General features: G+C 45.1%; 22 protein-coding genes and 1 pseudogene. 22 read left to right on the top strand and 1 reads right to left on the bottom strand.

Annotated features, from left to right (window positions below):
- Positions 1–37: 37 nt before the first annotated feature.
- From pgeF to AB5213_RS05815, 5 genes are all read left to right on the top strand, one after another.
- A complete protein-coding gene (pgeF, locus tag AB5213_RS05835) occupies positions 38–895 on the top strand; it encodes a peptidoglycan editing factor PgeF (protein WP_118199173.1) in 858 nt (285 codons plus the stop codon).
- A 3-nt stretch (positions 896–898) separates the two neighbouring features.
- Positions 899–1,798: a mechanosensitive ion channel family protein gene (locus AB5213_RS05830; RefSeq protein WP_215634461.1), complete on the top strand. Its 900-nt coding sequence runs from the start codon at positions 899–901 to the stop codon at positions 1,796–1,798.
- A 122-nt stretch (positions 1,799–1,920) separates the two neighbouring features.
- On the top strand, positions 1,921–2,529 hold the full coding sequence (gene rsmD, locus AB5213_RS05825; RefSeq protein WP_177999314.1) for a 16S rRNA (guanine(966)-N(2))-methyltransferase RsmD: 609 nt from the start codon (positions 1,921–1,923) through the stop codon (positions 2,527–2,529).
- Between the two features lie 4 nt (positions 2,530–2,533).
- Entirely contained in the window at positions 2,534–3,013 is a 480-nt protein-coding gene (gene coaD, locus AB5213_RS05820) for a pantetheine-phosphate adenylyltransferase (RefSeq protein ID WP_215634460.1), read from the top strand.
- A gap of 29 nt (positions 3,014–3,042) precedes the next feature.
- The gene (locus tag AB5213_RS05815; RefSeq protein WP_008370579.1) at positions 3,043–3,654 is read left to right on the top strand and encodes a hypothetical protein; all 612 of its coding nucleotides are present in this window, start codon (positions 3,043–3,045) and stop codon (positions 3,652–3,654) included.
- A 5-nt stretch (positions 3,655–3,659) separates the two neighbouring features.
- Here the strand turns inward: AB5213_RS05815 and AB5213_RS05810 are convergent, their stop codons facing one another.
- Positions 3,660–4,598 (bottom strand): nucleoside recognition domain-containing protein, encoded by a 939-nt coding sequence (locus AB5213_RS05810; protein WP_349095753.1) that lies wholly within the window; start codon positions 4,596–4,598, stop codon positions 3,660–3,662.
- Positions 4,599–4,686: 88 nt separating this feature from the next.
- On the opposite strand from AB5213_RS05810, the gene AB5213_RS05805 reads away from it, so the two are divergent.
- From AB5213_RS05805 to AB5213_RS05725, 17 genes and pseudogenes are all read left to right on the top strand, one after another.
- On the top strand, positions 4,687–4,812 hold the full coding sequence (locus AB5213_RS05805; RefSeq protein ID WP_368276432.1) for a hypothetical protein: 126 nt from the start codon (positions 4,687–4,689) through the stop codon (positions 4,810–4,812).
- A gap of 10 nt (positions 4,813–4,822) precedes the next feature.
- The gene (locus tag AB5213_RS05800; protein ID WP_368276431.1) at positions 4,823–5,536 is read left to right on the top strand and encodes a M23 family metallopeptidase; all 714 of its coding nucleotides are present in this window, start codon (positions 4,823–4,825) and stop codon (positions 5,534–5,536) included.
- A 38-nt stretch (positions 5,537–5,574) separates the two neighbouring features.
- A complete protein-coding gene (locus AB5213_RS05795; protein ID WP_349095857.1) occupies positions 5,575–6,960 on the top strand; it encodes an RsmB/NOP family class I SAM-dependent RNA methyltransferase in 1,386 nt (461 codons plus the stop codon).
- Positions 6,957–7,661, top strand: a complete 705-nt coding sequence (locus AB5213_RS05790) for a pseudouridine synthase (protein ID WP_368276430.1) — start codon at positions 6,957–6,959, stop codon at positions 7,659–7,661. The genes AB5213_RS05795 and AB5213_RS05790 overlap by 4 nt, the downstream gene beginning before the upstream one ends.
- The gene (locus tag AB5213_RS05785) at positions 7,655–8,323 is read left to right on the top strand and encodes an HAD family phosphatase (RefSeq protein WP_215634458.1); all 669 of its coding nucleotides are present in this window, start codon (positions 7,655–7,657) and stop codon (positions 8,321–8,323) included. Before AB5213_RS05790 ends, AB5213_RS05785 begins: the two co-directional genes overlap by 7 nt.
- On the top strand, positions 8,323–10,374 hold the full coding sequence (locus AB5213_RS05780; protein ID WP_368276429.1) for a YgiQ family radical SAM protein: 2,052 nt from the start codon (positions 8,323–8,325) through the stop codon (positions 10,372–10,374). Before AB5213_RS05785 ends, AB5213_RS05780 begins: the two co-directional genes overlap by 1 nt.
- Positions 10,375–10,398: 24 nt before the next feature.
- The gene (locus tag AB5213_RS05775; RefSeq protein ID WP_055248821.1) at positions 10,399–11,178 is read left to right on the top strand and encodes an SDR family oxidoreductase; all 780 of its coding nucleotides are present in this window, start codon (positions 10,399–10,401) and stop codon (positions 11,176–11,178) included.
- A 12-nt stretch (positions 11,179–11,190) separates the two neighbouring features.
- Positions 11,191–11,766, top strand: coding sequence for a hypothetical protein (locus AB5213_RS05770; protein ID WP_368276428.1), 576 nt, complete (start codon positions 11,191–11,193; stop codon positions 11,764–11,766).
- Between the two features lie 21 nt (positions 11,767–11,787).
- Positions 11,788–12,813 carry an RluA family pseudouridine synthase gene (locus tag AB5213_RS05765; RefSeq protein ID WP_368276427.1) on the top strand — a complete coding sequence of 342 codons (1,026 nt, stop codon included), beginning with the start codon at positions 11,788–11,790 and terminating at the stop codon, positions 12,811–12,813.
- On the top strand, positions 12,786–13,325 hold the full coding sequence (locus AB5213_RS05760) for a Holliday junction resolvase RecU (RefSeq protein WP_008370565.1): 540 nt from the start codon (positions 12,786–12,788) through the stop codon (positions 13,323–13,325). The genes AB5213_RS05765 and AB5213_RS05760 overlap by 28 nt, the downstream gene beginning before the upstream one ends.
- Before the next feature lie 148 nt (positions 13,326–13,473).
- Entirely contained in the window at positions 13,474–14,712 is a 1,239-nt protein-coding gene (hisZ, locus tag AB5213_RS05755; protein WP_177999326.1) for an ATP phosphoribosyltransferase regulatory subunit, read from the top strand.
- Between the two features lie 10 nt (positions 14,713–14,722).
- Positions 14,723–15,379: an ATP phosphoribosyltransferase gene (gene hisG / locus AB5213_RS05750; protein WP_022220614.1), complete on the top strand. Its 657-nt coding sequence runs from the start codon at positions 14,723–14,725 to the stop codon at positions 15,377–15,379.
- Between the two features lie 5 nt (positions 15,380–15,384).
- A complete protein-coding gene (hisD, locus tag AB5213_RS05745; RefSeq protein ID WP_215634455.1) occupies positions 15,385–16,683 on the top strand; it encodes a histidinol dehydrogenase in 1,299 nt (432 codons plus the stop codon).
- 3 nt (positions 16,684–16,686) lie between these two features.
- Positions 16,687–17,277 carry an imidazoleglycerol-phosphate dehydratase HisB gene (gene hisB / locus AB5213_RS05740; RefSeq protein WP_368276426.1) on the top strand — a complete coding sequence of 197 codons (591 nt, stop codon included), beginning with the start codon at positions 16,687–16,689 and terminating at the stop codon, positions 17,275–17,277.
- 22 nt (positions 17,278–17,299) lie between these two features.
- A complete protein-coding gene (gene hisIE, locus AB5213_RS05735) occupies positions 17,300–18,583 on the top strand; it encodes a bifunctional phosphoribosyl-AMP cyclohydrolase/phosphoribosyl-ATP diphosphatase HisIE (protein WP_117834741.1) in 1,284 nt (427 codons plus the stop codon).
- 223 nt (positions 18,584–18,806) lie between these two features.
- Positions 18,807–19,106 carry a hypothetical protein gene (locus AB5213_RS05730; RefSeq protein ID WP_022220610.1) on the top strand — a complete coding sequence of 100 codons (300 nt, stop codon included), beginning with the start codon at positions 18,807–18,809 and terminating at the stop codon, positions 19,104–19,106.
- 3 nt (positions 19,107–19,109) lie between these two features.
- Positions 19,110–19,247 (top strand): annotated as a pseudogene (locus AB5213_RS05725) (L-serine ammonia-lyase, iron-sulfur-dependent, subunit alpha); the annotation flags it as partial.
- Positions 19,248–19,404: the final 157 nt, after the last annotated feature.

Raw genomic sequence — 19,404 nt, 5'->3', positions numbered from 1 at the left:
TGGCTGCCTGCAGATATCACAATACGGGAGAGTACAGATGAAAATAGGATTAAAATATAAAAACGAGGAGCATATCTTTGACGAATGCATAAGTGCTGGTGTACCATTTCTCAAATATCCGATTCTTGAAAAGGAAGGGCTTGTAGAACATGGAATTTCGACCAGACTTGGAGGAGTGAGTGAAGGTTTCCTGGGAAGCATGAACCTGAGCTATACCAGAGGGGATGATCCCGCGCATGTGGACGAGAATTACAGAAGAATGGCAGCTGCAATCGGCGTGAAGCCGGAGCATATGGTCTGCACGCATCAGACCCATACGACGAACGTACGGATCGTGACAAGAGAAGATGCTGGCAAAGGTGTTACAAGAGAAAAAGATTACACAGATGTAGATGGACTGATCACAAATGTACCGGGGATCTGTCTGGTGACATTTTACGCGGACTGTGTACCGCTTCTGTTTCTGGATCCGGTGAAAAAGGTGGTAGCATCCAGCCATTCCGGCTGGAGAGGCACTGTGAACCGGATGGGACAGGTGACGGTTGAAAAGATGCAGAAAGAATTCGGTTGTGATCCAAAGAATATCCTTGCCTGTGTGGGACCGTCCATCTGTCAGGAATGCTATGAAGTCAGTGAAGATGTGATCGATATGTTCCGCGCAAATTTCAGAGAGTCTGAATATGACCGTCTGTTCTATGCCAAGGAGAATGGAAAGTTCCAGCTGGATCTCTGGAAGGCAAATGAACTGGTTCTCACAGATGCAGGGATCAGACCGGAACATCTGGCGGTTACTAATGTGTGTACCTGTTGCAACCCGGAGCTTTTATTTTCCCATCGCGCATCCAAAGGAAAGAGGGGGAATCTTGCAGCATTTATTGCACTGAAGGAGGGATAAAACATGCTTTTGACACAGACAGCCGCAGGAAGTGAGGTAGAGGAGACCGTGCAGGATACGGTGGATACAATCACCGGATTTAACAAATTCATTCAGGAGAAAGGTCCGGACCTGATTGCGTTTGGAATCCGGATTCTGATGGCGCTGCTCATATTCATCATCTGCCATAAGGTGATCAACTGGATCCGCAAGATTACGCGGGCATCCATGGAACGCGCCAATTCGGATACCGGTGCAAGACAGTTTGTGGATTCTCTGTTGAAATACGGACTTCATATTCTGCTGTTTCTGGCAATTATCAATTCGCTCGGTGTAGAATCTGCATCGATTGCAGCAACGGTTGCATCGGCAGGCGTGGCAGTTGGTCTTGCCCTGCAGGGAAGCCTTTCCAACCTTGCCGGTGGGATGCTGATTTTATTTTTGAAGCCTTTTGTTGTCGGGGATTATATTATAGAAGACAGCCATGGCAATGAAGGAACGGTCAAAGAGATCCAGATCTTCTACACTAAGCTTGCCACCATTGACAACAAGACGATCATTGTGCCGAATGGAACACTTGCCAACACAAGCCTTACCAATGTGACGGACAAAGATTACCGTCAGCTGGATCTGAAGGTGGATATTGCATATGAAGCAGATCTGCGCCTTGCCAAGAAACTGCTGCAGGGACTTGTAAAAAATGATCCGTCCGTCATCCAGAGTATGGAACATAATGTCTTTGTAAATGAGCTTGGGAGCAGTTCAGTGGTGCTTGGTGTCCGTGCCTGGGTAAAAAGTGAAGAGTATTGGTCGACAAGATGGCGGATGCTGGAAAATATCAAGTTGACACTGGATGAAAATCATATTGATATTCCATATCAGCAGATCACTGTCCATCAGGCACATATGGAGTCGGAAAAGTAGAGCTTTGTATCTGAAAAAAGACAAATATAAAAAATGTATCTGGTAAAATACAAGCGGAGAAATTGACAAAATAATCACAAAAAAGTATAATATGTTGTCAGGGTTAAAAGACAAAACACCCTATGTTTTGGAATGATGGAGTAGTTTCTGACATCATAAATCAGGAGAACGATAAGATGAGAGTCATAGCAGGGAAAGCCAGAAGAATACCACTTGTGACGGTAAAAGGAATGGAGACACGTCCGACAACCGACAGAACCAAAGAAACCTTATTCAATATGATCGCACACGGACTCTGCGACTGTACATTTCTGGATCTTTTTTCTGGAAGCGGGGCAATCGGGATTGAGGCGATCAGCCGAGGTGTAAAAAAGGCGGTTTTTGTGGAAAACAATCCGAATGCAATCCAGTGCATTATGGAGAATCTGAAAAAGACACAGCTTGCAGATCAGGCGGAAGTAATCCGGGAGGATGTATTTTCGGCACTTCGCAGGCTGGATGGAAGAGAAAAATTCGATTATGTGTTTATGGATCCACCGTACAACCATATGCTGGAAAAAGAGGTGCTTACTTATCTTGCAAAATCAGACTTGCTGGAAAAGGATGCACTGATCATCGTGGAAGCATCTTTGGCGACTGATTTTTCTTATTTGGAGGAACTTGGTTTTTTAATGATCAAACAAAAGAAATACAAGACCAATATGCATGTATTTATATCTGTGGAGGAGTAGACTCATGATAAGAGCAATTTATCCGGGAAGCTTTGACCCGGTAACTTTCGGACATCTGGATATTATTACCCGGAGCAGTAAAATTGTAGACGAACTTATAATCGGAGTATTGATGAATAAAGCAAAAACCCCGTTGTTTTCTGTAGAAGAACGTGTTAAAATGTTAAAGGAAGTGACAAAAGATCTCGACAACGTGAAAGTAGTGCCTTTCGACGGGCTACTTGTAGATTTTGCAAGACAGCAAAAGGCACGTCTTGTGATTCGCGGACTGCGTGCGATCACAGATTTTGAATATGAGATCCAGATGTCACAGACGAATCATAAGCTTGAACCGGAAGTAGAAACCATGTTCCTTACAACCAATCTCAAGTATTCTTACCTTAGCTCTACAATCGTAAGAGAAGTCGCAGCTTTCGGAGGGGATATTTCCCAGTTCGTGCCGGAGACTGTCGCCAAAAGTATAAAAGAAAAGATGTCACAGTAGGTCTGTGACAAGAAGGAGAGTGCAAAATTATGAGCAGCCGTATTGAGCAGATTATTGAAGAAATTGAAGAGTACATTGACAGCTGTAAGTTTCAGCCATTATCAACTACAAAGATTATCGTGAATAAAGACCAGATCGATGAACTTCTCCGTGAACTTCGTATGAAGACACCTGATGAGATCAAGCGTTATCAGAAGATCATTGCGAACAAGGATGCGATCCTTGCGGATGCACAACAGAAAGCAGAAAGCATGATTGAAGAAGCACATGCACAGACAAGTGAACTGGTAAGCGAGCATGAGATCATGCAGCAGGCATACGCACAGGCAAACGAGATCGTTATGGCAGCAACAGACCAGGCACAGCAGATTCTGGATAATGCGACTAATGATGCCAACGATATCCGTATCGGGGCAGTGCAGTATACAGATGATCTTCTTGCCAATGCTGAAAGCATCATCGGTCATACACTGAACAGTTACACAAGCAAGTATGACAGTCTGGTAACATCCCTTCAGGAATGTTATGATGTTGTCCGTAACAACCGTGCAGAACTGGAAGTTCCGGATAAGTCCTCACGCGGACTGGAAGCAGAATTCGGCGGAGAAGCCGGACAGACGGACCAGGGACAGAGAGAATAAGTTCTTTATCCGAACAATTTCATATAGCAAAAAGCGAACAGGCTGGTTACCATTGCGGTAATCAGCTTTTCTGCTATATAGCGAGGAAAAGACCAGTTCTGGGATCGGATCATGCATTTTGTCTGGAAAAGCGCGCAGACTCCTCCAAAAGAACAGTGCGCCATGACGAGAAGAAACCGCAGTTCAGAAGTAAGGTCCAGCTGACAGAGCATGCGGATTCCCCCGGTCAGTTCCACTCCGGGAAGAAGCAACAATTTCCAGAAGAAATTTTGAAAGGAAAGTTTTGCCATAAAAGAAATGAGCACTGAAAAAACGATCATATATCCGCCGATTTTCGTGATGGAATCACATGCTGACAGAATACTTTCGTCAAGAGCCTCGGAAAAAGGAAGAAATTGTCTGGGATCAGCCTGTTCTTCTACGACCGCAAAAGGATTCCGCGGCAGATACCATCTGCGGAACAAAAAGGAGCAGCACAGTGCGGCAAGAATAGGAAAAAGCAGACAGATCTGCGCCATTTCAGGCTGCTTGAGGCTCTGTACTGCCACATACCCGGTCAGAAACGCAGGACTGACATTGTTACAGAAGGAAAGCAGGTATTCTCCTTCGGCAGAAGAAATTTTCCCTTTATCAGTCAGGTCAGAGCAGGATTTCGCCCCTACTGGAAAGCCACAGAGAAATCCACAGACCACCGAAAAAGAAGCATTTTCAGAAATGCCAAGAAAAGGCTTCAGAATTGGAGAAAGGGTATGGTTGATCAGGGAAGTGCTCTCTGTGCGGATCATAAGACCGGTTATAAGAAGAAAAGGAAAGAGCACCGGAAGCACCTGCCTATACCAGAGTAGCAGTCCGTTTGCGGCACCTGTGGCAACGGTTTCCGGGGAAAAAAGCATCAGAAGGAAAAGTCCGATCAGAAAAAACACAGACAGTTTTTTTGTTTTCATCGTGTATACCTGCCGTATTCTTTTGCAATAGTTTATGAAAAAACGCAGACAGATATACCGGGGCACATGTGCATAGAAGAGATTCAGTGTGAATAGAATAAAAGAAAAATGGAGAAATCTTGAAAAAAAGATTGGAACGCAGATCGCTTCTGCTCCTTTTTTTATTGCTGATTTTTTGCGTGGCAGCAAGCATACAGATCAACGAGAAAGCTAAAAAAAACCGATTGAACCTAAAAACAGGAAGCACAGAAGAATTCAGAAAGCTTGGGATGGAGGAGGCGTTTTTCCAGGTTCTTGCGAAGACAGATCATGAAAAAAGAGGAAGACTTTATGCCATTTATTTTCTGGAAAACAGCCTGTTTCCACAGGATAACGAAAAAGAGCTGTTTGAAAAATGGTCGGAAAAAGAAGAGTGGAAATCTTTTGAAAAGATCTGTACAGCTCTTTGGAATGATATCCGCTATTTTCCTGTTCCGGAATCACCGAAACATCCACAGTATCAGGTATCTTTTGTGGACAGCTGGATGGGAGAGCGCACCTACGGAGGAAAAAGGGGACATGAAGGCTGTGATCTGATGGCATCGAAAGATATCCCCGGTCTCTATCCGGTTGTGAGTATGACAGATGGGGTAGTATCGGCAAGAGGCTGGCTGGAAAAGGGAGGATACAGGATCGGGATTACCGCACCGTCCGGTGCATATTTCTATTATGCACATCTGGACTCTTATGGAAGTTATCAGGAGGGGGACGAGGTGAAGGCAGGGGATATCATTGGATTTATGGGAAATACCGGATATGGTCCGGAGGGGACGAAAGGGATGTTTGCCACGCATCTGCATCTGGGGATTTATCTCTATCCGGACGGCGAAGAAACCAGCTACAATCCCTATTGGATTTTAAGACTTGCCGGGGAGAAAAAACTTTCCTGTTCTTTCTAACTATGCTATACTTAAATGATATGGAGGACGAAAGAATGATAAATTTACCAAATGAATTTGAAGAGAAGATGAAGGCACTCCTCGGAGATGAATTTGAGGATTATATAAAATGTTATGACGAGCCGAGATATTACGGACTTCGTGTGAATACGGAGAAGATTTCTGTGGAGGATTTTGTGAAGATCTGTCCGTTTGAGATCACACCGATCCCGTGGATCGACAACGGTTTTTACTATGATGGAGAAAAGATATCTCCTGCGAAGCATCCGTATTATTTTGCAGGACTTTACTACCTGCAGGAGCCGAGTGCGATGACACCGGCGAACCGTCTTCCGGTAGAACCGGGGGACCGGGTACTGGATGTCTGTGCCGCACCCGGTGGAAAGGCAACCGAGCTTGGAGCGAAGCTTCAGAACGAAGGTGTTCTGGTCGCAAATGATATCAGCAGCTCCAGAGCAAGAGGACTCTTAAAGAATCTGGAAGTTTTCGGAATCGGCAATATGCTGGTCATGAGTGAAGAACCTGGACGACTGGAACGCTATTTCAGCGGTTATTTTGACAAGATCCTGATCGATGCGCCGTGTTCCGGGGAAGGGATGTTCCGTAAGGATAAGAAGATGGTACGCGCCTGGGAAGAACATGGACCGGAATTTTTCTCGAAGCTGCAGAGAAGTATTATCACCCAGGCGGCAAGAATGTTAAAGCCGGGTGGCATGATGCTGTATTCAACCTGTACGTTTGATCCACTGGAGAATGAGGGGACGATCGAATATCTGCTCGGTGAATATCCTGAATTCGAGATTCAGGATATCGCAGGATATGAAGGATTTGCACCGGGCAGGCCGGAAGTAACCAAGTCAAAGGATCCGGATTTTGCTAAGACTATCCGTATTTTTCCACATCATATGAAAGGGGAGGGACATTACCTCGCACTGCTGAAAAAGAGTGAGGATGCAATCTGCTCGTCTTCCCCGGTCGCAGAGCAGAAAGCGAAGAAAATCCCGGCAGAGCTGGAGGAATTCTTCCGTGATGTAAAGTGGGATCTGAAGCCGTGGAGACTGGATATCCATGGAGAACGCGTGTACTATATGCCGGAGAATCTTCCGGAACTGAAAGGCGCAAGATTTTTAAGAAGCGGACTTCTCCTTGGTGAACTGAAGAAAAAGCGTTTTGAACCGAGCCAGGCACTGGCGATGAACCTGAAAATGGAAGAGTACGCGCATACTTTGAACCTGTCTTCTGATGATGACCGACTGATGCGTTATCTGAAAGGTGAGACAATCGATGTGGAGGATCTGATTCCGGCTAAGGCAAAAGGCTGGCATCTGATCTGTACAGACGGTTTCCCACTTGGATGGGGAAAAGTCACGAACGGAACTTTGAAGAACAAATATCTGCCTGGATGGAGGAATCAGTCTGCATGATGCGCATAGACAAATATCTTGCCGAGATGGGGCAGGGAACCAGAAGTGAAATCAAAAAGCTGATCCGCAGCGGACGTGTTATGGTTGATGGAGAGACGGTGAAAAAACCGGAACTTAAAATCGATGAGACCACACAGAAAGTAAGTCTTGAAGGAAAACAGATTGGATACGCTAAAAAAGAGTATTATATGCTCTATAAACCGGCAGGTGTTATTTCCGCAACAAAAGATGACCGGGACAAGACGGTTCTGGATCTGATCACAGATAAAAAAAGAAATGATCTGTTCCCGGTAGGACGTCTGGATAAGGATACGGAAGGACTTCTTCTGATCACCAATGACGGAGAACTGGCACACCGCCTGCTTTCCCCAAAAAAGCATGTGGATAAGGTGTATTATGCGAAAGTACAGGGAAAGGTAGATGAATCTGAGGTGAAAGCATTTGCAGATGGAGTGGATATCGGAGACGATACGCCGGCTAAAAGCGCAGATCTTCGAATCCTGAAAAGTGGGGAGGAGTCGGAAATCGAGCTTACGATCACTGAAGGACGTTTCCATCAGGTGAAGCGAATGTTTCATGCAGTCGGCAAAGAGGTAATCTATCTGAAGCGGCTTTCTATGGGAAGCCTTGCTCTGGATAAGACACTTACAAAGGGAGAATACCGGTCACTGACCGAAGAGGAGATAAAAAAATTATGTTAGAGCACACTAAAGCTGTCATTTTTGATCTGGATGGGACTCTGGTAGATTCCATGTGGGTGTGGACAGCGATAGATGAAGATTATATCAGAAGATATCATCTGAATCCGCCGGAAGATTTTCATGAGGCAATGGAAGGGATGAGCTATACCGAGACAGCGCAGTACTTTTTGAAGATTTTTCCGGAGCTTCCGCATACTGTGGAGGGGATCAAAAAAGAATGGTATGATATGTCTGTGGATAAATATACAAAAGAGGTCACACTAAAGCCAGGGGTAAAGGAATTTCTGGAGATGCTGAAAGAGAAAGGAATCCGGACAGGAATCGCAACCAGCAATGACCGGAAATTGGTGGAAGAATTTTTAAAGGCAAGGCAGATCACCCATCTTTTCGATACGATCTGTACAAGCTGCGAAGTGAATAAAGGGAAACCGGCACCGGATGTTTATCTGAAGGCGGCTGGGCAGCTGGGTGCAGAGCCTTCTGCCTGCCTGGTATTTGAAGATGTTCCGATGGGAATCCTCGCCGGGAAAAATGCAGGAATGCGTGTGTGCGCGGTGGACGACTGGTTTTCACGCCCACAGGATGCGAAAAAGCGGGAACTTGCCGACTATTTTATTCACAGCTATGAAGACATTACCAATCAAACATACGAGGTACTATAATGAATCATGGATTTTTACCGATCAGCAGGAAAGAGATGGAAGAACGGGGGTGGAATCAGGTAGACTTTGTCTATGTAAGCGGAGATGCCTATGTAGACCACCCGTCTTTTGGACATGCGATCATCACCCGCCTTTTAGAGGCACATGGCTTTCGCGTGGGGATCATTGCACAGCCTGACTGGAAGGATAAAGAAAGTATTACAGAATTTGGAGAGCCGCGGCTTGGATTTATGGTGTCGGCGGGAAATATGGATTCCATGGTCAACCATTATTCTGTATCAAAGAAAAGACGGCAGCAGGATTCTTATACACCGGGCGGAGTGATGGGAAAGAGACCGGATTATGCAGCAGTTGTGTACGGCAATCTGATCCGTCAGACATATAAGAAGACACCAATCATTCTGGGTGGTATCGAGGCGAGTCTTAGAAGACTTGCACATTATGATTACTGGTCCAACCAGCTTAAGCGTTCCATTCTTCTGGATTCGGGTGCAGACCTGGTTTCTTATGGAATGGGCGAACGCTCGATCATTGAGATTGCAGAGGCACTGGATGCCGGACTGGATATCAAGGACATTACCTATATCGATGGAACAGTCTGCAAGGTCAAGAATTTGTACAGTGTGTATGATGCAGAGATTCTGGAACCGTATGAAGAGATGAAAAAAGATAAGCTCCTGTACGCCAAAAGCTTTTACAGACAGTACTGCAACACAGATCCATTTTCCGGAAAGCGGCTGGTTGAGCCCTATTCGGATCATCTGTATGTGGTACAGAACCCTCCGGCAAAACCGTTGACCCAGCAGGAGATGGATGATGTCTACGCACTTCCTTACATGCGAACCTACCATCCATCTTATGAGACGGCAGGTGGAGTTCCGGCAATCCGGGAGATCAAATTCAGTCTGATCAGCAACAGGGGATGTTTTGGAGGCTGCAGTTTTTGTGCACTGACATTCCATCAGGGAAGGATCATTCAGACACGAAGTAAGGAATCACTGATCGCTGAAGCAAAGACATTTCCGGAGGATCCGGAATTCAAAGGATATATTCATGATGTAGGCGGACCGACCGCGAACTTCCGTGCGCCGGCATGTAAGAAACAGTTAAAATACGGGGCATGTACGAACAAACAGTGTCTTTTTCCAAAGCCGTGTAAAAATCTGATCGCAGATCATAAAGAATACTTAAGCATTCTCAGGGATCTCAGAAAGATACCTGGAGTCAAAAAAGTATTTATCCGTTCCGGTATCCGGTTTGACTATCTGCTGGCGGATCCGGATGACACGTTTTTCAAAGAACTGTGTCAGTATCATGTCAGCGGTCAGCTGAAAGTTGCACCGGAGCATGTAGCAGACCCGGTTCTTCAGATGATGGGCAAGCCGGAAAATGCAGTTTATGAACGTTTTACCCACAAATACGAAGAGATCAATAAAAGGCTTGGACTTAAACAGTACCTGGTTCCGTATCTGATGTCGTCCCATCCGGGTTCTACTATGAAAGAAGCGGTAAAGCTTGCCGAATACTTGCAGGATCTTGGTTATATGCCGGAGCAGGTACAGGATTTCTACCCGACACCGTCTACGATTTCCACTTGTATGTATTATACCGGTGTAGATCCGCGGACGATGAAGCCGGTGTATGTGCCGAAAAATCCGCATGAAAAAGCGATGCAGAGAGCACTGATCCAGTACCGGAATCCGAAGAATTATGATCTGGTCATGGAGGCACTGCGAATCGCAGACCGTATGGATCTGGTAGGATTTGATGAGAAATGTCTGATCCGTCCGAGAAAGCTGCATTCGGAAAAAATGCAGGAGAAGAATGGATACAGCGGAAGAAACCATGGCGGAACTCATGGTGGCACGGAGCGAAAGAGCAAAAAACCGAATGGAAATAACAAAAATCCAGGAAAGCCAAACGGAAATTATAAAAATTCAAATGCAGGGCATAAGAATACAAAGCCTGCATTTACAGGAAACGGCAGAGGTGAGTCCTCGTCAAGACCGCAAAAAAAGAAATCCATCCGTAATGTACACAAACGGAAGTAGTCACAGGAGAAAGGAGAACCGCTTATGAAGATTGCGATTGTTACCGGGGCATCCTCCGGCATGGGAAAAGAATTTGTCAGACAGATTGAACGTTTTTACAAGGAACTGGACGAAATCTGGGTGATTGCCCGCAGTGAAAAGAAGCTGGAAGAGATCAAGAAAAGCCACAAGACCTATATCCGGATCTTTGCAGGGGACATGGAAGAGGATCTGGTATACAAGCAGGTGAAAAACCGACTGGAGAATCAGAATCCTGATATCCGTATGCTGGTCAATGCAGCAGGATTCGGAAAGACCGGGACAGTAGAGGAGATTGCAAAGGAAGACAAGAAACTTCAGCTCCGCATGATCGACCTGAATTGCCGGGGACTGACCGAGATGACCTGTACCTGTCTGCCCTGGATGCATAAAGGAACCAGGATCATCAACCTGGCAAGCGCAGCAGCTTTTTGCCCGCAGGCAAAATTCGCAGTTTATGCAGCGACAAAGTCGTATGTACTGAGCTTTTCAAGGAGCCTTGCAGCTGAACTTAAGGAAAAAGGAATCTTCGTCACAGCGGTCTGCCCGGGACCTGTGGACACCCCGTTTTTTGAAGTGTCAGGGAAGTTGCCCGGTGGCATGAAAGAGGCTGTGATGGCAGATCCGGTACAGGTTGTAAAGCAGGCGCTCATTGATGCCAAATACAAAAAAGAGGTTTCTGTATATGGCACGGCAATGAAAGGGGCAGAAGCTGCAACCAAAGTGCTTCCGCATGGAATGATCTTAAAAGCCATGTCAATGATGGAGAAAATAACGAAGGAGTAAGCGAAAGACAAGATGAAGATACAAAAAGGAGATGCAGGTTATCTGCGCAGAAGAAAACGATTATTGATACTGGAAGCTGTTGTCTCTTTTGGACTGGTTGCCGCACTGATGATCGCCGGTTATGTAACAACAAAGACAAAGCTCAATCTGCTCACTGTAGTAGCGGTACTCGGATGTCTTCCGGCAAGCCGGATCCTGGTCAATCTGATCATGGTCATGCCGCATGATTCCATCGATGAGGCAACTGAGCTTGAAATCTCGGCTGTCACCGAAGAACTTACCGTTGCATACGATCTTGTGATCACCAGTGAGAAAAAGGCAATGCCGGTAGCAACTGTTGCAATTTACAACAATACGATCTGCGGCTATGTGCCGGTGAAAAAAGTGGATGTGGACTATGCCGCAAAGCATATCAAATCCATTATGAAGCAGAACCAGTTCGACAAGGTGGTGGTCAAGCTTTTCCATGATTACAAAGCATTTCTGACCCGCGCCGAGGGAATGAACAACATTGCTTCTGTAGAACAGCAGGATACAAGAAAACACGAAGAGATGATCAAAGGACTCCTTCTGGACATTTCACTGTAAAAGGCAAGAGGAATTAAAAGCATGCAGAAAATAACCGTTTCGTCAAATGAAGCAGGACAGCGTCTGGACAAGCTTCTTGGAAAATATTTAAGTAATGCGCCGATGAGCTTTGTTTACAAGATGCTGCGGAAAAAGAACATCAAGTTAAACGGGAAAAAAGCGCAGGGAAATGAAAAACTGACAAAAGGAGACCAGGTTGAAGTATTTCTCTCAGATGATACCTGGCAGAAATTCGCAGGGGCACCGGGAGCAGAAAAGCAGCTTCCGGCAGATCTTGCACGGGCAATGGAAAGCAGCATTCGGCTGTCGGTAATCTATGAGGATCCGGATATTCTGATCCTGAACAAACCATCAGGCATGCTTTCCCAGAAAGCAGCACCGTCTGACCTTTCCCTGAATGAATATATGATCGCTTATCTGTTGAAAAAAGGCGATCTGAAACTAGCTGAGCTTGCTACTTTCCGCCCATCTGTCTGTAACCGCCTGGACCGGAATACCAGTGGTCTTGTAACCGCAGGGAAAAGCCTTGCGGGATTACAGCAGCTCAGCGAGATTTTAAGAGACAGGACCGTGAAAAAATATTATCTCACGATCGTGGATGGGGTGATAAAAGACCGTCAGAAGATCAAAGGATATCTTCTGAAAAATGAGATGACCAATCAGGTGAAAATTCTGAAAGAAGCAAAAGGCGAGGCAAAGCCGATAGCCACAGAGTATATTCCGCTTGCGGATAATGGTCAGCAGACGATTCTGAAGGTGCATCTGATCACGGGACGGACCCATCAGATCCGTGCACATCTGTCTTCGACCGGTCATCCGATCATCGGGGATAGCAAGTATGGTAATCCAAAGGTCAATTCTATTTTCAGGAAAAAATATGCGTTAAAATATCAACTTTTACATGCATGGAAAATGCAGTTCCCGAAAAGAGAGGATGCGCTTGCAAAGGTATCGGAAAAGGAGCTTACCGCGCCTCTTCCGGAAGGATTTACAACCATCATAAAAGGAGAAGGATTAGAATGGGAACCTGGAATTCAAGAGGGCTAAGAGGTTCAACCCTGGAGGATTTTATTAACCGGACGAATGAACGCTATCAGCAGCAGGGACTGGCGCTCATTCAGAAAATCCCGACACCGATCACTCCGGTACGAATGGACAAAGATCACCGCCAGATCACGCTGGCCTATTTTGACCAGCGCAGTACGGTCGATTATATTGGAGCAGTACAGGGAATTCCCGTATGTTTTGACGCAAAAGAGTGCAGTATGGATACCTTTCCACTACACAATATCCATGAACACCAGATGAACTTTATGCGGGATTTTGAAAAACAGGATGGAATTTCCTTTTTTCTTATCTATTACAGTACAAAAAACCTGCTTTATTACATGCGTTTTGAAGAAATAGAAGTGTTTTGGGAGCGGATGAAGCAGGGCGGACGGAAAAGCGTACGCTTTGAAGAACTGGATGAGGAATATTTTATGCAGCTAAGGCAGGGCGTATTCGTTCCGTATCTGGAGATGCTCCAGAAGGATCTGGATCACCGGGAAGAAAGATAAGAAACATGGAGAAGAGATTAGCAGGATAGAACTTCTGAGTGTGCAGGCTTGACAAGCTGCGTCAAAGTTCGTATAATACAACAAGGTCACGTTTTAATATGGTAACATACTAAAGTGACAAATAAACAAAAAAGAGGAGTTACAATCTATGGAGCAGTTATTACATACACCCGAAGGGGTCCGAGACATTTATCATGAAGAATGCGCCAAAAAGCTGGCACTTCAGAACCGACTTCATAAGACTCTGCATTTGTACGGATATCATGATATCCAGACTCCTATGTATGAATATTTTGATGTATTCAGAAAAGAGATCGGAACCATTCCTTCAAGGGAATTATATAAATTTTTTGACAGAGACGGCAACACACTGGTGTTAAGACCGGATATCACTCCGCAGATCGCACGTGCGACGGCAACTTTATTTAAGGATGATGAGCTCCCGGCAAGGCTTTGCTATATGGGGAATACATTTATCAATCATTCCAGTTATCAGGGACGATTAAAGGAAAGTACCCAGATGGGCGCGGAGATGATCGGACTGGATGCGGCGGACGCTGATGCGGAGATGCTGGCACTTGTCATTGACTGTCTGAAGAATGCCGGACTGGAAGAATTTCAGATCAGTATAGGAAATGTAGACTTTTTCCAGAGTCTGATCGAGGAATCCGAGATTGATGATGAGACAGAAGAACGTCTGCGTGAGCTGATTAACAACCGGAACTTTTTCGGTGCAGACGAACTTTTAGAAGAGGCTGATGCAAAACCGGTATCAAGAAAAGCATTTTCTGCACTTTCAGAGATGGTCGGTGGTGTGGAGATCCTGGAGGAGGCGAAAAAGGTAGCGCCAAGCAAAAAAGCGATGAAAGCAATCCGGCGTCTCGAAAAAATCTACGCGATCTTATCTGTCTACAAAATGGAACAGTATATTACGTTTGATCTGAGCATGAGCGGAATTTACGGATATTATACCGGTATTATCTTCCGGGGATACACTTTTGGGACCGGGGATGCCATTGTAAAAGGCGGACGTTATGACCACCTGGTTGAAAAGTTTGGAAAAGCAGAGCCGGCGATCGGTTTTGCGATCGTAGTAGATGAACTGATGAGCGCACTTTCCCGCCAGAAGATCCAGATCTCAAGTGGCGAGAAGAGTTCCCTGATCTTATATGATAAAGAACGGTTGAAGGATGCAATCCAGCTTGCCATGGAATTCAGAGGAAAGGACAAGAATACCCAGATCCTTCAGAAAGCATCGGATAAGTCGCTGGAATTCTATGTGGATTATGGAAAACGCAGTCTTGCAGGAAGCATGCTGTATCTTCGCAGCAAAGGAGATGTGCAGATGGTGAACCTGATGACCGGCGAAGAGAAAATTGTAGGGTAGGGGTGAGACGATGAAAGACACAAGATATTTGACATTTGCGCTCTGTAAGGGGCGGCTCGCAAAACAGACACTGGAGCTTCTGGAAGAATTGGGGATCACCTGTGAGGAAATGAAAGATAAAGATTCCAGAAAGCTGATTTTTGTGAATGAAGAATTAAAACTCAAATTTTTCTTATCGAAGGGACCGGATGTACCGACCTATGTAGAATATGGTGCGGCGGACATCGGCGTGGTCGGAAAAGACACGATTCTGGAAGCGGGAAAGAAAGTACATGAGGTACTGGATCTTGGTTTTGGTAAATGCAGGATGTGCGTATGCGGACCGGCAGATGCGAAAAAATATCTGGAGAATCACGAACTGATCCGTGTGGCAACAAAATATCCGAATATTGCAAAGGATTATTTTTATAATACCAGACACCAGACGGTAGAGATTATCAAATTGAACGGTTCGATTGAACTTGCACCGATCGTTGGCCTTTCAGAGGTGATCGTGGATATCGTGGAAACCGGATCCACCCTGAAGGAGAACGGACTTGTAGTTCTCGATGAGGTTTGCCCGTTATCAGCGCGTATGATCGTAAACCCGGTCAGCATGCGTCTGGAAAATGACAGGATCAAGGAACTTCTTTATAAACTCAGAAGTATATTAAAAAGGGAGGCTTAATGCACATGAGAATACAAAAGCTGAACAGCGATACAAAGAAAAATCTGCTGGAAGATCTGCTGAAAAGAAGTCCGAACAATTATGGACAGTATGAGGCAAGCGTAAAAGAAATTTTAGATAAAGTAAAAGAAGAAAAAGATGCGGCAGTTTTTGCATACACTGCCAAATTTGATGGGGCAGAGCTTACTGCAGATACGATTGAAGTCACAGATGCAGAAATTGAAGAAGCATATGCGCAGGTTGATGATACACTTCTTACAGTCATCCGCAAAGCAAAAGACAATATCGAAAGTTATCATGCAAAACAGCGTCAGAACAGCTGGTTTGACAGTAAACCGGACGGAACCATTCTTGGGCAGAAGATCACTCCGCTTCACAGAGTCGGCGTGTATGTGCCGGGAGGAAAGGCAGTTTATCCGTCTTCGGTACTGATGAATGTGATGCCGGCAAAGGTTGCCGGTGTGGATGAGATCATCATGGTAACGCCTCCTGGAAAAAATGGAAAAGTAAGTCCGAATACACTGGTTGCAGCCAAAGAAGCCGGTGTGGATAAGATCTACAAGGTCGGCGGTGCACAGGCAATTGCAGCGCTTGCTTACGGAACAGAGAGTATCCCGAAGGTTGACAAGATCGTAGGACCTGGAAATATCTATGTAGCACTTGCAAAGAAAGCAGTTTACGGTCATGTCAGCATTGATTCCATTGCAGGACCAAGTGAAATCCTGGTTGTGGCAGATGAGACAGCTAATCCGAGATATGTTGCGGCAGACCTGCTTTCCCAGGCAGAGCATGATGAGCTCGCTTCCGCAATTCTTGTTACGACAAGTGAAAAGCTGGCACATGAGGTATCCGATCAGGTAGATAGTTTCTTAAAAGAACTTTCAAGAGCAGAGATCATTTCCAAATCTCTGGATAATTACGGATATATTCTGCTTGCCGATACGATGGAAGATGTGATCGACGTGGCAAATGAGATCGCATCCGAGCATTTGGAAATCCAGACAAAAAATCCATTTGAAGTGATGACCAAGATCCGCAATGCAGGAGCTATCTTTATCGGAGAATATGCAAGCGAGCCACTGGGCGATTATTTCGCCGGACCAAACCATATCCTTCCGACCAACGGAACCGCTAAATTCTTTTCCCCGCTTTCTGTAGACGATTTCATTAAGAAATCCAGTATCATCTCTTATTCAAGAGAAGCACTGCAGAAGGTACATAAGGATATCGAAAGCTTTGCAAAAGCGGAACAGCTGACTGCGCATGCCAATTCGATCCATGTACGTTTTGAAGAGGAGGACTAAAAGATGGAGAGCAGAGTTGCATCCTGCAGTCGTGTGACAAAAGAGACACTGATCGAGATGACACTGAATCTGGACGGAACAGGAAAGACTGACATTTCTACTGGCATCGGTTTCTTTGACCATATGCTTACCGGCTTTGCAAGACATGGACTTTTTGATCTGACTGTCAAAGTTACCGGAGACCTGGAGGTAGACAGCCACCACACGATCGAGGATACCGGAATCGTGCTGGGGCAGACCATTGCAAAAGCACTGGGAGATAAAAAAGGAATCAAGCGGTATGGACATTTTATGCTTCCGATGGATGAGGTGCTGGTGCTTTCGGCAATCGACCTTTCCGGAAGACCATATCTGAATTTTGACGCCACATTTACCTGTGACAAATTAGGAGAACTGGACACGGAGATGGTAAAAGAATTTTTCTATGCTGTTTCCTACAGCGGTGCAATGAACCTGCACCTGAAAGTCCTGGATGGCGGCAACAACCATCATATGGCAGAGGCGTTATTTAAAGCATTTGGAAAAGCGCTTGATATGGCTGTATCCGAAGAACCACGGATGAAAGAAGTGTGGTCTACAAAAGGCAGTCTGTAAAAAGATAAAAGGAGTTTCTCGTATGAGTTATAAAAGATTGATTCCCTGCATTTTTATCCTTGGAGGGAAGGCGGTAAAATGGTTTGATGACCCGACAGTTGTATCTGAAGATGTGATCGCGCTGGCAAAAGAGTACAGCGATAACGGGGCGGATGAACTTCTGGTATTTGACCTGTCAAATACGGACCAGGATCATGATGAGTCCATTGAACTGATGAAAAAGATCAACCGCGTGATTCGGATTCCGATGGTTGCCGGAGGAAATGTAAAGCGGCAGGAGGATGTCAAGAAAATCCTCTACACCGGTGCAAAGCGTGCCATGCTGAATTTTTCAAAGCCGGATTCACAGAAACTGATCGAAGAGGTGGCAAAGCGGTTTGGAAAAGAGAAGATCGCGGTGTCACTGAATGACTTTGATGCATTATTTAAGCAGCAGCATCTGATCCAGACTTACAGTAGCCAGATTGTATTTATGCACCGTCTGGATCTGAATTCCGTTGTAAATATTACGGATATTCCGTGTGTGGTTGTGACCGATACACTGGAAAAGGAAGAGCTTTTTAAGATTCTGGAATGCCCGGGTGTGAAAGGACTTTCTGGAATGTATGTGAGTCAGAGAGAAATCAATTGTGCTGATTTCAAAGAAGAGTGCAGCCAGAAAGGAATTCGTATGACATCCTTTGAGAGTCTGATGGATTTTTCCGAATTTAAATTAAATTCCGATGGATTACTTCCGGTTGTCACACAGCATTATAAGACGTCCGAAGTGCTGATGGTGGCATACATGAATCAGGAGGCATTTGAAAAAACAGTGAAAACCGGACGGATGACCTATTTCAGCCGGAGCAGACAGAGTCTCTGGACAAAAGGCGAGACATCCGGACATTTTCAGTATGTCAAATCCCTGACCATCGACTGTGACAAAGATACCCTGCTTGCAAAAGTCGATCAGGTAGGAGCGGCATGTCATACCGGCAATCCGACCTGCTTCTTCCAGCCAATCGTAGGGGATCAGTATGAAGAAATCAATACGCAGCAGGTATTTGAGAGCGTGTATCATACGATCATGGATCGCAAAGAGCATCCAAAGGAAGGATCTTACACGAACTATCTGTTTGAAAAAGGTATTGATAAAATTCTGAAGAAGGTTGGAGAAGAGGCTGCCGAGATCATCATTGCAGCGAAGAATCCGAACCCGGAAGAACTCAAATATGAGATGTGCGACTTCCTGTATCATATGATGGTGTTGATGGCAGAACGCGGGATCACCTGGGATGACATCATGGAAGAGATGGCAAAACGGTAAAAATAGCATATTTGAAAAAAAGAGGGACATATACTGAGGTAGAGGTATATGTCCTTTTTGTTTGCCTGAAATTGGGAAAGAACTTTCTGGTAAATGAAAAGAACTACCTGCCAAAGATGCGCACTCGCGCAAAGAAGAATGTTGCAAGTAACTGCGTTCGGTGTAGAATGCACCGAGGCACATTCAGTTTAATTGGATGCTTTAGCAGAAGGGAGAGATTGGAATGAACGAATCACAGGAACGCCGCGAGGAGTTGCTTAGGATGTCACGTCAAAAATGGAGAAAGGGCAGTATCCCGGCGGTGCATCCAAGGTATCAGCATGTATACAGGGGATTATATGGAGAACATTCTTCAGAAGAAAATGGCGGAAGCAGTTTCTTTGCGCGGATGTTTATCAGTTTCCTTATCTTTGGGATGTTTGTGGCGGCAGATTATACAGGAGAGAAAATCTGGAAATATACGCCCTCACAGATCGTGTCACAGATTGAGTACCAACCGGATATTATGGGTGGAAAATGGTAAGAGAAGATAGGAAAGCAGTTCTATGGCGGAGACGGACTTGTAGAAAAAGGTGTAGAAAATACAATCCGCAATATCGGAGAGCTTGCAAAGAAGGGAATGCGTGAAACGGATAAGACGATCATCCAGATCATAACAAGGTAACTTATTGACAAAGTAATATGAACTGGAATCATAAATGTAGAAATTGTGTATTTTTACTAAAAAAACACCACATATGGTTTAATGATATGCTACCCTCATATAGGACAATGAAATATAAAAGTCCTATATGGGGGTATTTTCATGTTCAGAAAGAGTA

Source organism: Coprococcus sp. RTP21204st1_G4_RTP21204_210225 (assembly GCF_040915385.1).
GTDB classification, from domain to species: Bacteria; Bacillota; Clostridia; order Lachnospirales; family Lachnospiraceae; genus Allocoprococcus; species Allocoprococcus comes.
This window is presented reverse-complemented; position numbering and strand designations above follow the sequence as displayed.

Coding starts and splice junctions, on each gene's coding strand:
- pgeF (WP_118199173.1), top strand. CDS start 38: ATGAAAATAGGATTAAAATATAAAAACGAGGAGCATATCTTTGACGAA.
- AB5213_RS05830 (WP_215634461.1), top strand. CDS start 899: ATGCTTTTGACACAGACAGCCGCAGGAAGTGAGGTAGAGGAGACCGTG.
- rsmD (WP_177999314.1), top strand. CDS start 1,921: ATGTTTTGGAATGATGGAGTAGTTTCTGACATCATAAATCAGGAGAAC.
- coaD (WP_215634460.1), top strand. CDS start 2,534: ATGATAAGAGCAATTTATCCGGGAAGCTTTGACCCGGTAACTTTCGGA.
- AB5213_RS05815 (WP_008370579.1), top strand. CDS start 3,043: ATGAGCAGCCGTATTGAGCAGATTATTGAAGAAATTGAAGAGTACATT.
- AB5213_RS05810 (WP_349095753.1), bottom strand. CDS start 4,598: ATGAAAACAAAAAAACTGTCTGTGTTTTTTCTGATCGGACTTTTCCTT.
- AB5213_RS05790 (WP_368276430.1), top strand. CDS start 6,957: ATGATGCGCATAGACAAATATCTTGCCGAGATGGGGCAGGGAACCAGA.
- AB5213_RS05785 (WP_215634458.1), top strand. CDS start 7,655: ATGTTAGAGCACACTAAAGCTGTCATTTTTGATCTGGATGGGACTCTG.
- AB5213_RS05780 (WP_368276429.1), top strand. CDS start 8,323: ATGAATCATGGATTTTTACCGATCAGCAGGAAAGAGATGGAAGAACGG.
- AB5213_RS05775 (WP_055248821.1), top strand. CDS start 10,399: ATGAAGATTGCGATTGTTACCGGGGCATCCTCCGGCATGGGAAAAGAA.
- AB5213_RS05770 (WP_368276428.1), top strand. CDS start 11,191: ATGAAGATACAAAAAGGAGATGCAGGTTATCTGCGCAGAAGAAAACGA.
- AB5213_RS05765 (WP_368276427.1), top strand. CDS start 11,788: ATGCAGAAAATAACCGTTTCGTCAAATGAAGCAGGACAGCGTCTGGAC.
- AB5213_RS05760 (WP_008370565.1), top strand. CDS start 12,786: ATGGGAACCTGGAATTCAAGAGGGCTAAGAGGTTCAACCCTGGAGGAT.
- hisZ (WP_177999326.1), top strand. CDS start 13,474: ATGGAGCAGTTATTACATACACCCGAAGGGGTCCGAGACATTTATCAT.
- hisG (WP_022220614.1), top strand. CDS start 14,723: ATGAAAGACACAAGATATTTGACATTTGCGCTCTGTAAGGGGCGGCTC.
- hisD (WP_215634455.1), top strand. CDS start 15,385: ATGAGAATACAAAAGCTGAACAGCGATACAAAGAAAAATCTGCTGGAA.
- hisB (WP_368276426.1), top strand. CDS start 16,687: ATGGAGAGCAGAGTTGCATCCTGCAGTCGTGTGACAAAAGAGACACTG.
- hisIE (WP_117834741.1), top strand. CDS start 17,300: ATGAGTTATAAAAGATTGATTCCCTGCATTTTTATCCTTGGAGGGAAG.
- AB5213_RS05730 (WP_022220610.1), top strand. CDS start 18,807: ATGAACGAATCACAGGAACGCCGCGAGGAGTTGCTTAGGATGTCACGT.